We start from the raw sequence: 13534 nt of genomic DNA, 5'->3' as shown, positions 1-13534 counted from the left end.
AGGCCTCCTCACGACTCAGGGTTGACAGCTTCCCACCTATCCCCGGCCCGGCACGGTCGGAACGGGGATCGGCGACTTCCCGCACCCCGGGGGGACCGAGGGCACCGGCCGGGGCACGGGCCGTTTCGTCGCCGGAGACGTCGGCCGCGGCGTCGGCCGCAGCTTGCCCGGAGGCGTCGTGGGCCGCGGCTTACCCGGAGGCCTCGGTGACGGCGTCACGGTGGCCACGCAGGTCGGCCGGGGGTGCGGCACCTTGGTCGGGCTGGGCCGCGCGGTCACGGGCCTGCCGGGAGGAGCGGTCACGGGCCCGCCCGGACGGGTCGGCTTGGGAACCGGCTTCGTCGGCTTGGCGGACGGGACCCTGGAGGAGTCGGCGACGTTCTTCACCCCGTGGTCAGAACCCCCGGCGATGGCGGCGCCGCCCGCCCATACGCCCGCGAGCACGGCGACGGCCGCGCCGGCCCCGGCGAGAGTGAAGGTCGTCCGGCGACGTCTGCGATCGGTCATTGAGAGATCCCTTCGTTTTCCGTACACCCCCTCAACCCCTCCTCCGGGCCGATCGGTTGTCATGGTCTTTGACGGAGTCGGCGCGACCGGCCAGGCTCACCGGTTTCCTTAGGGATCCGTGATGTTGCGTAGCGGTCGCTGGAGGATGTCGAGTTGTTGTGGTTGCTCACGATGGCGGAAACGGGGTGTGCTCGATGGTGCTTCGCCGGTGGACGGTCGACGCCCTGAGAGGCTGACCTCGTTCGGATTTTCGAATCACCGAGCGGAATGCGGATACCGATCGCTACTGTGCGTACATGTTTGATCACAAGCCATCCGGTCGTGTCGCATGAGCCGGAAACTTCCGTTGGCCGCCGGCCAGGTGGCCCGGATGGCGACCGCCCGGGTACTGCTGCGTGGTGGGGTGGATGAGCGGACCGGTGAGGTGTTGTCGGCGCGGGTGGTGGCCGAGCGGGTGGGCTGGGCCGCGGACCTGGTCACGGGAATGGCTGCCGACCTGCTGACCGAGCGTTGGAATGCCGGTGATGTGGCGGGGCTGGCCGGTGGGGTGGATGGCGCCGGCCGCGTCTTGCCGTCGAATGCGTGGATGGCGTTGCGCCGCTTGGGCTGGGCCGTGACCGTGCCTGAGGGGGTGCGGGTCAATGACCGGATCGTGCGGATGGCCCAAGAACAAGCCGGACGGATCCTGCGCGGCGTGCAGCACCGGGCGGAACTGACAGGCGGCGTTCTGGCGGCCTGGCCCGCCGACCCGGGCAAGCGCACGCCGGCAGAGTGGGATGTTGTCCGCGAGGCGATCCCGGACGGCCGGGCCCTGCCTGCCAGTGTGATCAAGGCACGTACACGGCAGATCACCGTCTTCTATAACGCTCATGGGCGGCTTCCGGTCGATGTGTTCGAGTTGGAAGACGCACCGCGCGCGGCGCGGATGCTGGTGCTGGCCGCGGTGGACCGCCAGCAGGCCACTCTGGAACGCGCCGACGATGACCCGGCCAGGGTGTTGCTGCGGTTGCAGTTGCCCACCCGCCCGGATCCGCGCTCTTACGCCGACTGGTCCTGGGTGGCCTGTCCACTCACGCTGCCGCCCACCGTCCCGCCGGACGCGGTACTGCACCTACCCACGCTGCGCCCGCAGGGCCAGAAAGTGCACGCGGATCTGGCGTTCTCTCATCCCGTCCCCAAGACCGCATCAAAGGGTCACACGACGGCGCTCGGGGTGGACTGGGGCCTGAACACCCTGCTTAGTGCCGGGGCCTGCCGGTTGCAGTCGGACGGCCGTATCACCGCACTCGGGGCTGGGGCGATGTTTCGGGCCTCCGGTGTGATGGCTCGCCAGCACCGGCTCCGCCGACACGGCGAACACCTGCACGCCAAGACCGACACCTATGCCCGCCTCATCGGCGACCGGGAGGGCCACCGCCTGGCCGCCAAGCACGCCGTACTGAAAGCCGAAAGTCGGCACGTGGCCGACCGCCGATCGGGCCTCAACGACGCGCTGGCCTGGTCGGCCGCGCGCTGGGTCGTGGATCAGGGGATCGCGGCGGGCGCGAGTGTGATCTATGTGGAGGATCTGCGGTCGATGGAGGCCAAGGGCATGGGCCGCACCCTCAACACCCGCCTCTCCCAAGCGGTGCGCGGGCAGATCGTCGGCAACATGCGGCACTTGGCCGCCGAGACCGGCATCGCCGTCGTCACCGTCCCCGCCCGCGACACTTCCAAGCACTGCCCGCAGTGTCTGCTGCCGCTACGGCACTGCAAAGCCCCCGACCGGCCCATCACACCCGGATGGAAATGGGCGATCTGCCCCGACCCTGACTGTGGCTGGCAAGGCGACCGCGACCACGGCGCATGCCGGCGCATCGCCGCCCGCGGCCTGACCCACCAAGCCAACACCACCGTCGACCGCGCCACCGGCCAAATGACCATCGGCCGCGTCATCGACACCCTCGAAGCGGGCGCGGTCATCACCCCGACCGCCCCCGAGCAACACCAAGCCAGCGGGGGCGACCGGTCCAAGACCGGTCCCACCCCGCGCCGAACTCCACGCCCCGTGCCCAGGCGACGCGGGGCACCCTCCACCCGCGGCCCCCAAGGGTCGGCGGGTCAGCGTCCGGAGGGACACGCTCACACGGACCACACGCTGCCCCGCGCGGCCTGCCGGTACCAGGGCGTGCGCACAACCACCGTGCACACGATCAGCCCAAACACCCCCACCACCCGCCGCGGCCGTCCACGGCACCGGCCAAAAGGAGCGGCACTGGGCGCAGGCTTCCACCTGCACGCCCACGCCACCCCACCCCGGTGGACAGATCCCCCAGTCACAACACTTAATGTGACTACCGATCCTTAAGCTGATTAGAGACGCTTGTCCTGATGGAGCCTTCCGACTTCCTCACCCGGCTGCGGGCCGAGAGCGCGCACATCGCCGCGTTCGCCGCCCACCGCGACCTTGGCGCGCCGGTCCCGACCTGCCCCGGCATGAACGCCGGCGAGATCCTCCGGCATCTGGGCGGCGTGCACCGCCTGGTCCTCGGCTGGGTCCGGGCACAGCACCGGCCGGAGGTCTGGGAGAGCGCGCCGCCGGACGGGGACGTCGTGGGCTGGTTCCGCGCCGGAGCCGCCGAGTTGCACGACGAGCTGAGCGGGCGCCGCCCCGACGAGCCCTGCGACACCTGGTCGCCCGACGACCGCACGGTCGGGTTCTGGTGGCGGCGCATGGCGCACGAGATCACCGTGCACCGCGTCGACGTCGAGACGGCGTACGGCCCGGTCGGCCCGATCGACGCGCGGTTCGCCGCCGACGGCGCCGACGAGGTCCTGTCGCTGTTCCTCGTCCACCGCCGGGACGACGCCGAGACGCACGGCCCGGTCCGTACCGTCGGCGTCGCGGCCGGATCGCACGTGTGGCGGGTCACGCTCCAGCCCACGTCGGCCGAAGTCACCCGGGAGCTCCCCGACGACGCCGACGCGGTCGTGATCGGCGACCCGGTCGCCGTCTACCTGTGGCTGTGGGGACGTCGCGGTGACGACGCCGTACGCGTGTGCGGCGACCGCCAGGCGGCTGCCGCACTGCGCGCCGCCCTCGCCACCGCCACCCGCTGAGCCACGGAACCCGGCCTGGCAATATCGTCGACATCGACGACGGAGCCGCCGTCCGCGAACGCGTCATCGCCGGCCGCCCCCTCACCCCACGCCTCTGATCCGCCCGGTCGACGCGGCGGTGCTGGCACGTGAGGGGGCACGCGGGCTGACGTTCCGGGCCGTCGACGCACAGGCGGCGGTGCCGACCGGCACGGCGTCGAACTACTTCGCCAACCGGGACGACCTGATGACGCAGATCGGCGGCCGGATCCACGAACGGCTGCAGCCCGACGCCACCACGGTGGTGGCGCTCTACCTGGCCATGAACTGGCTGATCGTGGAGCGGCTCACGCTGCCGGAGGTGTTCCCCGAAGCGGAGCTCCACGACCTGGTCACCGCGGTGGTGGACCGCGTGCTCCCTGCGGACGGGCCGGATGGGCCGGACGGGGGCACCGGCTGACCGGGGCCGGACATGCGAAGAGCCCGGATGACCGGCCCCTCGGGGCGGTCATCCGGGCTCTGTCGGCGACGGTCACCGGCCGCCTCGGTGGCGCGCCGGCGGACGGCCGGTCACTTGACCGGCGTCTCCTTGCTGCACTTCGACTTGCCGTCCGACAGGTTCAGGCACTTCTGGACGGAGATCGTCACCTTGCCCACCTGGGAGGCCTTCGTCACGGTGTACTTGACCGTGAAGCGGTGGTCTCCGCTGTCGTCGACAGGCTTGATCTTCGGCTTCGACACCACCTTGCCGGCGAGCTTGACGCGCACGATCACGCTCGCCGTCGCGATGTCACCGGGGCTGTAGTCCTGGATGTTCCCGGTGATCGTGAAGGTCCTGCCCTTGCGGGTCCAGTGACCCTTGGTCCGGGCGTCCGCGGGCTTGACCTTCTTCCCCAGGTCCCACGAGTGCGGCAGCTTCGGCTTGGCGGCAATGGTGGCGGCGGACGCCGTCGACGCTCCCGCCCCGATGACGGCGATGGCAGCGGCGACGATCACAGCCGGTTTCCGCATTTGGCGATTCCTTCGTCGAAGATCACGGCCCGAACGCCCGCAGGTCGGCAGGCATGGTTCAGCCGTGAGTGATGGGTTGGATACCCATCGACTATCGCCGCGTCGGCCGGCCGAAGGTAGAGGCCCAGGGCTCAACTTCCGGCGGACCGATTGGGCCCCCAGACCCTACGGTCGCGTACGGATACGCTCCGCGAGGGCCGTGAACGCTTTGCCACGGTGGCTGATGGCGTCCTTCTCCTCCGGCGCCATCTCGGCGGTCGTACGGCGGTCGCCCTCGGGCACGAAGATCGGGTCGTAGCCGAAACCGCCCGTGCCGCGCGGCGCGTCGATGACGACACCGTCCAGCTGGCCCTCGACGGTCTCCTCCTCGCCGGAGGGCCACGCGATGGCGGCCACGCAGACGAACCGGGCGCCGCGGTACGCGGGCGCCACGTCGGACAGCTGCCGGAGGAGCAGGTCGAGGTTGGCCTGGTCGTCGCCGTGCCGGCCGGACCAGCGCGCGGAGAGCACGCCCGGCATGCCGTTCATGGCGTCGACGCACAGGCCGGAGTCGTCGGCGACGGCGGGCAGCCCGGTGTGCGCGGCGATCGCGCGCGCCTTCAACAGCGCGTTGCCCGCGAACGTCAGCTCGGTCTCGGGGACATCCGGCGCGTCCGGGAACTCCTCGAGCCCGACCACGTCGATGTCGGCCAGGATCCGGCGCAGCTCGACGAGCTTCCCCTCGTTGCGCGTGGCGAGGACGATCTTCATTAGGCGAGGGCCTCCTGCTGGATTCGGGTGAGCTCGGCGCACCCGCCCGCCGCCAGGTCGACGAGCGCGTCGAGCTCGGCGCGGTCGAACGGCTGGCCCTCGGCGGTGCCCTGCACCTCGACGAACCGGCCGTCGCCCGTGCACACGACGTTCATGTCGGTCTCGGCGGCGACGTCCTCCTCGTAGCAGAGGTCGAGCCGCGGCTCGCCGTCGATGACGCCCACGCTGACCGCCGCGACCGAACCGACGAGGGGGCTGGTCTTCACCAGCCTGCGCTCGCGCATCCAGGCGACGGCGTCGGCGAGGGCGACGTACGCGCCGGTGATCGCGGCGGTGCGGGTGCCGCCGTCGGCCTCCAGCACGTCGCAGTCGAGGATGATGGTGTTCTCCCCCAGCGCCTTGTAGTCGACGCAGGCCCGCAGCGACCGGCCGACGAGACGCGAGATCTCGTGCGTGCGACCGCCGATCTTGCCCTTGACCGACTCGCGGTCGTTGCGGGTGTTGGTGGCGCGCGGCAGCATCGCGTACTCCGCCGTCACCCAGCCGAGCCCCGAATCGCGCCGCCAGCGCGGAACGCTGGTCTGGACGGACGCGGCGCACAGCACACGCGTGCGACCGAACTCCACCAGCACGGAACCCTCGGCGTGGCTGAGCCAGCCGCGGTGGATACGGACGGGACGAAGCTGGTCGGCGGACCGACCGTCGGGGCGAGCCATGAACGTCACCCTATCCAGCCGCCGGGCCCGGCAGGCCCAGGGCTCGTACACGGCACCCCGGTCCAGAGCCCGCACACGGCACCCCGGTCCAGAGCCCGTACACAGCGCTCCGGTCCAGAGCTCGTACACGGCCCCGGGTCTAGAGCTCGTACACGGCGCCCTGGGCGGCCAGCTCGATCGGGCCGCCGTAACCGCTGGACTTGGCCTCGGCGAGGATGCTCGCCGAATCGTTCCAAGGGACAAGGTGGGTGAGGACGAGCCTCCCCGCGCCCGCCCGGGCGGCGTGCTCCCCCGCCTGACGGGCGCTGAGGTGCAGGTCCGGGGGGAGATCGGGCCGATCGAGGAACGACGCCTCCGCCAGCAGCAGGTCGACCCCGCGAGCCAGCTCGACGAGCTCGTCGCACTCGCCGGTATCGCCGGAGTAGGCGATCGCCGCGCCGCCGTGCTCGACGCGGAAGCCGTACGCCTCGACGGGGTGGCTCATCGGCGCCGTCGTGATGGTGAACGGCCCGAGCCGGAACGCGCCGGGCCGCAGCGTGTGGAAGTCGAACGCCTGGCGCATCCCCGGGTCCAGTTCGAGGTCGTACGCCCGCGCCATCCGGTCGGCCACGCCCTGCGGCCCGTACACCGGGATCCGCGGCTTGGGGCCTTCCGGCGCGTACGTGCGGGCGACCCAGTATCCGCACAGGTCCATGCAGTGGTCGGCGTGCAGGTGGGACAGGAGGACGGCCTCGATCTCGTACAGCCCGATGTGGCGCTGCAGCGGACCGAGTGCTCCGCTGCCGAGGTCGAGCAGGATCGCGAAGCCGTCGGCTTCGACGAGATAGCAGGACGCCGGACTGTCCGGACCGGGGAAGCTCCCCGAACAGCCGATCACCGTGAGCCGCACGGGCCGACCTCCTAACGAGCGGTGGACGGAATGCCGACGATCGCGGATTCGACGAGCCCGATCTCCGGGCCGAGGAAACGGCGGCCGAGGACGCCGAACGGCGTGGGATCTCCGGTCGCGAGGAACCGGTGGCGAGGCTCCGGAGAGCCCTCCGCACGGGCCAGGCGACGGTCGTGCAACACGCGGTAGACGTCCTTGGCGGTCTCGTCGGCGCTTGATACGAGGGTTACCCCGTCACCGGCGACGTATGAGATGACGCCGGTCAGCAACGGGTAATGCGTGCAGCCGAGGATGAGGGTGTCGCACCCCGCGTCGAGGACCGGCTGAAGATAGCCGCGCGCGACGTCGAGGAGTTCGTCGCTCATGGTGATGCCCCGCTCCACAAACTCTACAAAACGCGGGCACGCGACACTTGTCAGTGTCACATGAGGCGCAGCGGCGAACGCGTCATCGTACGATCTGCTGGTCACGGTCGCAGGAGTCGCCACCAGCCCCACGTGGCCCGTACGGCTGGCGCTCACCGCGGCGCGCACGGCCGGCAGGATCACCTCGACGACCGGGACGTCGTAGCGTTCCCGCGCGTCGCGCAGGACGGCGGAGCTGGCGCTGTTGCAGGCGATCACGAGCATCTTCACGCCCTCGGCCACGAGGTGGTCGAGCACCTCGAGGGCGTAGGCGCGGAGCTCGGCGATCGACTTCGGCCCGTACGGGAACCGCGCGGTGTCGGCGACGTAGATCAGCGATTCGTTCGGCAACTGGTCGAGGATGGCGCGGGCGACGGTCAGGCCGCCGACTCCGCTGTCGAAGATCCCGATTGGCGCGTCAGACATGATCCCAACAGGCTAAGAGACCTCCGAACCGTCGGCAGCCCGATGCGCCGCACATCACACTGTGATTTCCAGTGCTTTAAGAGCGACCCCGCCCCTTTAAGAGCGGCCGCGGCCCACGCGGGCGATCTGGCGGCTCTGCGCGACGAGTCGTCCGGTGGAGTCCCAGACCTCGACCTCTTCGTCGAACCATCCGTCGCTGACGAGACGGCCCCGGCCGTGGACGGCCAGCCAGCCCGGCGCGGGAACGGCGCGCATGTGCCAGGTCAGCTCGACGGTCGGCGCCCAGCCGGACGCGCTGGTGTTGAGCACCACGGGCGGCAGCGCGTCGACGGCGAGCGCGAGGAGGACGCCGTCGGGGTCGTACGGCTCGCGCAGCCGCAAGTGGGCGCGCATCTCGGGCACACCGCTGGGCCGCCCGTCGAGCCAGCCCATGGTGGCGGGGTCGTAGCGCAGGTCGATCCGCCGGGTGAAGGGGTTGTCGGCCTCGGGCGCCAGGCACTCCTCGACCGGGGGGATCTTCTCCTGGCCGACCGAGTAGTCGGGCTCCGCGTCGCCGTCGAGGGTGCCGGTGGTGATGAGCGCCTCGACCCGGTCCTGGCCCTCCTGGGCGAGGATGACGCGGGCCACGGTGGCCGTGCGCCCGGTCTTGCGAGGCTCGACCCGGACCTCGGCGGGCCCGGCCGCCACGGTGCGAAGGAAGCTCGCGCTGGTGGCGACGGGGTGCGGGTGCGCGGACTCGCCGATCGCCGCGCGGGCCAGCACCGCCATGAGATAGCCGCCGTTGAGCGCGTGCTCGAAGCCGTAGTCCCCGTCGAGGTCGACCGCGTAGCGCCCGTCCGCCACCTTCCGCACGGCCGTGGCCGCAGCGAAGCCGCCCATTCCCCACCTCATCGCCGAGTAGAATCGCGTTCGGTTCAATACCCTACCGGCCCGGTGGCCAACAACCGCGACAATAAGCCCGTATGGGACGAGCGCCACACGGCGTCAGAGGTTGAGGTCGACCTCTTCCTCCTCCAGCAGCCGCAGGTTGATGTCCTGCGCCCACTCCGCCGCGAACCGCTTCACCCCGGGCGAATCGATAGTTGCCCGGCGTGGCGACGACATCGAATCCCTTCGCGCGGTAGCCGGCGACAACCCGCTCCGTCAACTCCTCGACCGGAAGAGGGTTCGCTGTTGCGAAGTCGATGTCCTTACTCGGCCGGTCCACCAGACCGTGGGCCTTCATCGCATAGCCCCCGGCGAGGAATAAGCCGTATTCCTCACAGAGGTCAAGCCCGGCCTCGATGAGCCGCCGGTGGAAAGGCGGCAGGTTCATCCCCACGGCGACCGCTTCCACAGCTCGAAGGCGTCCTCGAACGCCTCAGGGGACGCGCCCGCCCTGGCTAGCTCGGGGAAACGGCCTTCCCACGCCTCGACGTAGCCGTCGCCCAGTCTCCGATGCAGGAGCGGCCACGCCTCGATCAGGTAGTCGCCGTTCAGGAACTCCGGATAGTGCTTTTGAAGGCCCTGGACGATCACCAGCTCGTAGAGGGCGACCCGCAGAGGGAACCGTCCCACGTCGTACCGCGTGCGTCCCGACCAGCACAGGTCCAGGGGGAGGTCGACGACGCCCTCGCGTGGCCCGTGCAGGTCGGACAGGGACTGGGGGATCGAGCGCGGCAGGTGCGCCGTCCAGCTCGGCAATGCCTCGGGCATAGGCCCAGTATGTCAAGGACACGGAACGCACACAGGCGCTTACCGAAAGTGCTTTCGAGTTCGGTAAGCGCCCGTGATTCGTGCGGTCAGGCCCAGAGCTGGCCTTCGAGGCGCTCCTCGGCCTCCTCGAGGGTGCCGCCGTACGCGCCGGTCGAGAGGTACTTCCAGCCGCCGTCGGCGACGATGAACGCGATGTCGGCGCGTTCGCCCGCCTTGACGGCCTTGTTCGCCATGCCGAGCGCGGCGTGCAGTGCGCAACCGGTGGAGATGCCGGCGAAGATGCCCTCCTGCGCGAGCAGCTCACGCGTGCGCCGAAGGGCGTCCGCCGACGTCACGGAGTAGCGCGTCGTCAGCACCGACTCGTCGTACAGCTCGGGCACGAAGCCCTCGTCGATGTTGCGCAGGCCGTACACCAGCTCGCCGTACCGGGGCTCGGCGGCCACGATCGCCACGCCGGGGACCTGCTCCCGCAGGTAGCGGCCCACGCCCATCAGCGTGCCGGTGGTGCCCAGCCCGGCGACGAAGTGGGTGATCGACGGCAGGTCGTCCAGCAGCTCCGGCCCGGTCGTCTCGTAGTGGGCGCGGGCGTTGGCCTCGTTGCCGTACTGGTAGAGCATCACCCAGTCGGGATGCTCCTCCGCCAGCCCCTTGGCGACGCGAACGGCCTCGTTGGAGCCGCCGGCCGCCGGGGAGAAGATGATGCGCGCGCCCCACATCTCCAGCAGCTGCCGTCGCTCGGCGGAGGTGTTCTCCGGCATCACGCAGACGATGTCGTAGCCGCGCAGCTTGGCCACCATCGCCAGGGAGATGCCGGTGTTCCCGGAGGTGGGCTCCAGGATGGTCCGGCCCGGGGCGAGCAGCCCCTCCTTCTCCGCCTTGGCGATCATCCAGAAGGCGGGGCGGTCCTTGACCGAGCCGGTCGGGTTGCGGTCCTCGAGCTTGGCCCACAGCCGCACCTCGGGCGAGGGTGACAGCCGGGGCAACCCGACCAGCGGCGTACGGCCGAGGGAGTCGAGCAGAGAGTCGAAGCGCACGTCAGCCGCCGGCGACGGCGGGCAGCACCGTCACGGTGTCGCCATCGGAGACCTTGGTCTCCAGGCCGCCCAGGAAGCGGACGTCCTCGTCGTTCAGGTAGACGTTGACGAAGCGCCGCAGGCCCTTCTCGTCGACCAGCCGGCCGCGCAGGCCGGGGTGCCGGGACTCCAGGTCGGCGAACAGCTCGTCGAGGGTGGCACCGCCACCTTCGACCGCCTTCGCCCCATCGGTGAAGTTACGCAGGATCGTCGGAATACGAACTTCGATCGCCATCGCGAGTGTGCTCCTTCGTCGTACGGTCCCGGCATGGCTCAACGCGGCCGGATGCGCGGGGATTCCGGGCTGGGGGAGTCAGCCCTGGCGACAGTCGTAGACGACTTCGGCGCGGGAGTGGCCGAAGAGGAAGTTCTGCACGGGCGTGACGAGGCGGGCCGAGTTCGGGCGCTCCGTCATCGTCGTCACGGGGCTCAGTCTACCGAGTCCGTTTCGTACGACTCGACGACGCGGACCTCCTCCTCGTCCACCTTGCCGTCGACGATCCGGTAGGAGCGGAACTCCGTCTCGTCGTCGTGGCGGGTGGACACCAGCACGTAGTGCGCGTTCGGCTCCGAGGCGTAGGAGAGGTCCGTACGGGAGGGGTAGGCCTCCGTGGCGGTGTGGGAGTGGTAGATCACGACCGGCTCCTCGTCGCGGTCGTCCATTTCCCGCCACACCTTGAACTGCTCCATCGAGTCGAATCGGTAGAAGGTCGGGGAACGCTCGGCGTTCGCCATCGGAATGAACCGGGACGGCCGATCGGAGCCGACGGCTCCGGCGACGACGCCGCACGCCTCGTCGGGGTGGTCGGCGCGCGCGTGGGCGACGATCTGGTCGACGATGGCCCGTTCGATGGTGAGCATGCGCACAGCGTATCGACGGCCGCCGTCGCCCCAAGCGGGCGGGCGAACGGGTCAGCGGGGATCGTGTTCCACGCGCGAACGGGTCAGCGGGGATCACGTCCCACGCGCGAACGGGTCAGCGGGGATCACGTCCCACGCGCGAACGGGTCAGCGGGGATCACGTCCCACGCGCGAACGGGTCAGCGGGGATCGCGGCCCATGTGCAGCCGGTCAGCGGGGATCGCGGCCCATGTGCAGCCGGTCAGCGGGGATCGCGGCCCATGTGCAGTCGGACGACCGAGCCGTCGGCTCCGGACCGGATCTCGACCAGGTCGCACAGTTGCCGGACCGCCCACATGCCGGCGCCCGCGGGCCGGTACGGCGTGGGCGGGAAGTAGCCGAGGAACCGGTCGTCGAGGGGCGCGCCGGCGCCCACGACATCGCAGATCAGCGTGCCGTCCGCGAACCAGATCCACACCGACCCGGATCCTCCGCCGTTGCGCACGACGTAGGCGGCGATCTCGTTGACCGACTGCACCAGGGCGAGGGAACGCTCGCGGGGCAGCCGGTGGCGGTCGGCCGCCGCCGCGACGAAGGCCCGCAGCCCGGTCAGGTCCTCCCCCGAGAACCCCCGGCTCATCACCGGCTCGGCGGGCGGGGAGAGCGGGGTCCGGTTGCGTTCGGCGTAGAAGACCGCCGGGTCGGTGAATGACGTGCTGTGCCGGCTCCCGGTGGCGCCGACGAGCTCGGGGTGGGTCCGGCTCACGTCCTCGGCGGCCTCGGGCGGCAGCGAGCGCACGTCGTACGCGCACAGGAGACGGGTCGGGGTGTCGGCGAACGCGACGTTGAGCAGCGACTCCAGCCGGCCCCACTCCCGGATCTCCGGCCGGGTGCGGGCCCGCCAGACGGGCTCCGCGACGAGGTACAGGGTGCCGCGCGGCCACCAGTGCTCGCGCGCGTGCGCGAGGTAGGCCGTCAAGGTACGGGCTGGGCACGCCGAACCAGCAGGACGCGTCGATGAACTCCATCCGGGCGGCCTGGCGGCCGAGCCTGCGGCGTAAGAGCCGGGCGCGCTCGCTGATCACGACCGGGCGGCCGCCCTGGGACAGGCTCTCACGCAGGAAGGGGATCGTCACGGCGAGGAACTCGTCCTCATGGCCGTAGAGCAGGGCTCGGTGGACGAGCACATCGACGGAGTCGGTGGCGGTCACACCTGTTCCTCCCAGCGCGGTGTCCGGCGGCGACGCCAAAATACCAAGGCACTCGGCGACGAAAGAGCGATAACCGGCCAATTAACCATCATCCACGGACGATGGTTACCAAAGGGCTCGTACAAGGTCCTCTTGGAGATAGGTGAGCCAGTCGTAGGCGGCGAAGGGCGCGGAGCGCGGATCGTTCCAGTCCAGCGAGCGGTTCCGCTCGAGCGACTCTTCGGTGATCTCCAGGCGGGTGCCCAGGGCGAGGCGCAGATCGTTGAGCGACCGCAGCCACACCTGGGCCTGTTCGGCCTCCAGGAGGATGTCCCCGCCCTCGCCGAGGGTCTTGAGCACCAGCTCGGCGGCCGCCCGCTTGTCGTCGCGCAGGGTCCCCTCGGTGTAGCGCCGGAACTCCGCCGACGCCGCCTGATCATCCTGATAGGCGTCGGGGAACAGCCGGGCAAGCACCGGATCGTCGGAGACGGTGGTGTTCTCCGAGAAGCTGAGGTTGGGCAGGCCGTCGTCCCGCATACCGGGTGAGGGCCCGCCGAGCAGATCGAGCAGCTGGGCGACCAGCGCGTGGACGACGGAGGCCTCCTCCCGCGTCATCCTCAGCCGCACGCCACCGCCGTGGACTCCGGTGAACCAGGTGTTCATCTCAGACATCCTGCCGGACCGTGGCCCACAAGCCGTAAGAGTGCAGGATCTCGCAGTCCCGCTCCATCTCTTCCCGCGTACCGCTCGAGACGACGGCACGGCCCTTGTGATGCACATCGAGCATCAACTTCTCGGCCTTCTTCTTCGAATAGCCGAAGACAGCCTGGAACACGTACGTCACGTACGACATGAGGTTGATGGGGTCGTTCCAGACGATCGACACCCACGGACGGTCCGGACGTACATCTTCGGCGGCGTCCGGCCGATCGAGCTCGACGGGAGCCGTTGTCAC

At 70.3% G+C, this 13534-nt stretch carries 16 protein-coding genes and 2 pseudogenes; 3 read left to right on the top strand and 15 right to left on the bottom strand.

What is annotated here, in order from left to right:
* Positions 1-36: 36 nt before the first annotated feature.
* On the bottom strand, positions 37-507 hold the full coding sequence (locus tag ACYVF7_RS11285; protein ID WP_460338613.1) for a hypothetical protein: 471 nt from the start codon (positions 505-507) through the stop codon (positions 37-39).
* A gap of 370 nt (positions 508-877) precedes the next feature.
* Between ACYVF7_RS11285 and ACYVF7_RS11280 the strand changes: the two genes are divergently transcribed.
* The 3 genes from ACYVF7_RS11280 (at position 878) to ACYVF7_RS11270 (ending at position 4045) form a co-directional block, all read left to right on the top strand.
* The gene (locus tag ACYVF7_RS11280; protein WP_460338611.1) at positions 878-2854 is read left to right on the top strand and encodes a zinc ribbon domain-containing protein; all 1977 of its coding nucleotides are present in this window, start codon (positions 878-880) and stop codon (positions 2852-2854) included.
* A 23-nt stretch (positions 2855-2877) separates the two neighbouring features.
* Complete coding sequence (locus ACYVF7_RS11275) at positions 2878-3606, top strand: maleylpyruvate isomerase family mycothiol-dependent enzyme (protein ID WP_460338609.1); 729 nt, start codon at positions 2878-2880, stop codon at positions 3604-3606.
* Between the two features lie 118 nt (positions 3607-3724).
* Complete coding sequence (locus tag ACYVF7_RS11270; RefSeq protein WP_460338607.1) at positions 3725-4045, top strand: hypothetical protein; 321 nt, start codon at positions 3725-3727, stop codon at positions 4043-4045.
* Between the two features lie 110 nt (positions 4046-4155).
* On the opposite strand, the gene ACYVF7_RS11265 is transcribed toward ACYVF7_RS11270, so the two are convergent.
* The 14 genes and pseudogenes from ACYVF7_RS11265 to clpS all read right to left on the bottom strand — a co-directional run bounded on the left by ACYVF7_RS11265 (position 4156) and on the right by clpS (position 13534).
* Positions 4156-4596, bottom strand: coding sequence for a hypothetical protein (locus ACYVF7_RS11265; RefSeq protein WP_460338605.1), 441 nt, complete (start codon positions 4594-4596; stop codon positions 4156-4158).
* A 165-nt stretch (positions 4597-4761) separates the two neighbouring features.
* Positions 4762-5346, bottom strand: a complete 585-nt coding sequence (gene rdgB, locus ACYVF7_RS11260; protein WP_460338603.1) for an RdgB/HAM1 family non-canonical purine NTP pyrophosphatase — start codon at positions 5344-5346, stop codon at positions 4762-4764.
* A complete protein-coding gene (gene rph, locus ACYVF7_RS11255) occupies positions 5346-6062 on the bottom strand; it encodes a ribonuclease PH (protein ID WP_460338601.1) in 717 nt (238 codons plus the stop codon). The genes rdgB and rph overlap by 1 nt, the downstream gene beginning before the upstream one ends.
* Positions 6063-6201: 139 nt before the next feature.
* Positions 6202-6951 (bottom strand): MBL fold metallo-hydrolase, encoded by a 750-nt coding sequence (locus tag ACYVF7_RS11250; RefSeq protein ID WP_460338599.1) that lies wholly within the window; start codon positions 6949-6951, stop codon positions 6202-6204.
* An 11-nt stretch (positions 6952-6962) separates the two neighbouring features.
* Entirely contained in the window at positions 6963-7781 is an 819-nt protein-coding gene (murI, locus tag ACYVF7_RS11245) for a glutamate racemase (protein ID WP_460338597.1), read from the bottom strand.
* A 96-nt stretch (positions 7782-7877) separates the two neighbouring features.
* Positions 7878-8660 (bottom strand): thioesterase family protein, encoded by a 783-nt coding sequence (locus tag ACYVF7_RS11240; RefSeq protein WP_460338595.1) that lies wholly within the window; start codon positions 8658-8660, stop codon positions 7878-7880.
* A 244-nt stretch (positions 8661-8904) separates the two neighbouring features.
* Positions 8905-9096: pseudogene (locus ACYVF7_RS11235) on the bottom strand (nucleotidyl transferase AbiEii/AbiGii toxin family protein); the annotation flags it as partial.
* A complete protein-coding gene (locus ACYVF7_RS11230; protein ID WP_460338593.1) occupies positions 9093-9476 on the bottom strand; it encodes a hypothetical protein in 384 nt (127 codons plus the stop codon). The gene ACYVF7_RS11230 and the pseudogene ACYVF7_RS11235, both read right to left, overlap by 4 nt.
* A gap of 86 nt (positions 9477-9562) precedes the next feature.
* Positions 9563-10510, bottom strand: coding sequence for a PLP-dependent cysteine synthase family protein (locus tag ACYVF7_RS11225; protein ID WP_460338591.1), 948 nt, complete (start codon positions 10508-10510; stop codon positions 9563-9565).
* 1 nt (position 10511) lies between these two features.
* Complete coding sequence (locus tag ACYVF7_RS11220; RefSeq protein WP_460338589.1) at positions 10512-10784, bottom strand: MoaD/ThiS family protein; 273 nt, start codon at positions 10782-10784, stop codon at positions 10512-10514.
* A gap of 194 nt (positions 10785-10978) precedes the next feature.
* Complete coding sequence (locus ACYVF7_RS11215; protein WP_360894822.1) at positions 10979-11410, bottom strand: M67 family metallopeptidase; 432 nt, start codon at positions 11408-11410, stop codon at positions 10979-10981.
* A gap of 241 nt (positions 11411-11651) precedes the next feature.
* A pseudogene (locus tag ACYVF7_RS11210) lies at positions 11652-12380 on the bottom strand (anti-sigma factor RsbA family regulatory protein); the annotation flags it as partial.
* Positions 12381-12705: 325 nt separating this feature from the next.
* Entirely contained in the window at positions 12706-13242 is a 537-nt protein-coding gene (locus ACYVF7_RS11205) for a DUF2017 domain-containing protein (protein ID WP_460338586.1), read from the bottom strand.
* A gap of 1 nt (position 13243) precedes the next feature.
* Entirely contained in the window at positions 13244-13534 is a 291-nt protein-coding gene (clpS, locus tag ACYVF7_RS11200; protein WP_252845094.1) for an ATP-dependent Clp protease adapter ClpS, read from the bottom strand.

The organism is Actinoallomurus acanthiterrae (assembly GCF_054775715.1).
Note: the sequence above shows the minus strand (reverse complement) of the source record. Positions and strands in the feature narration are given on the sequence as shown.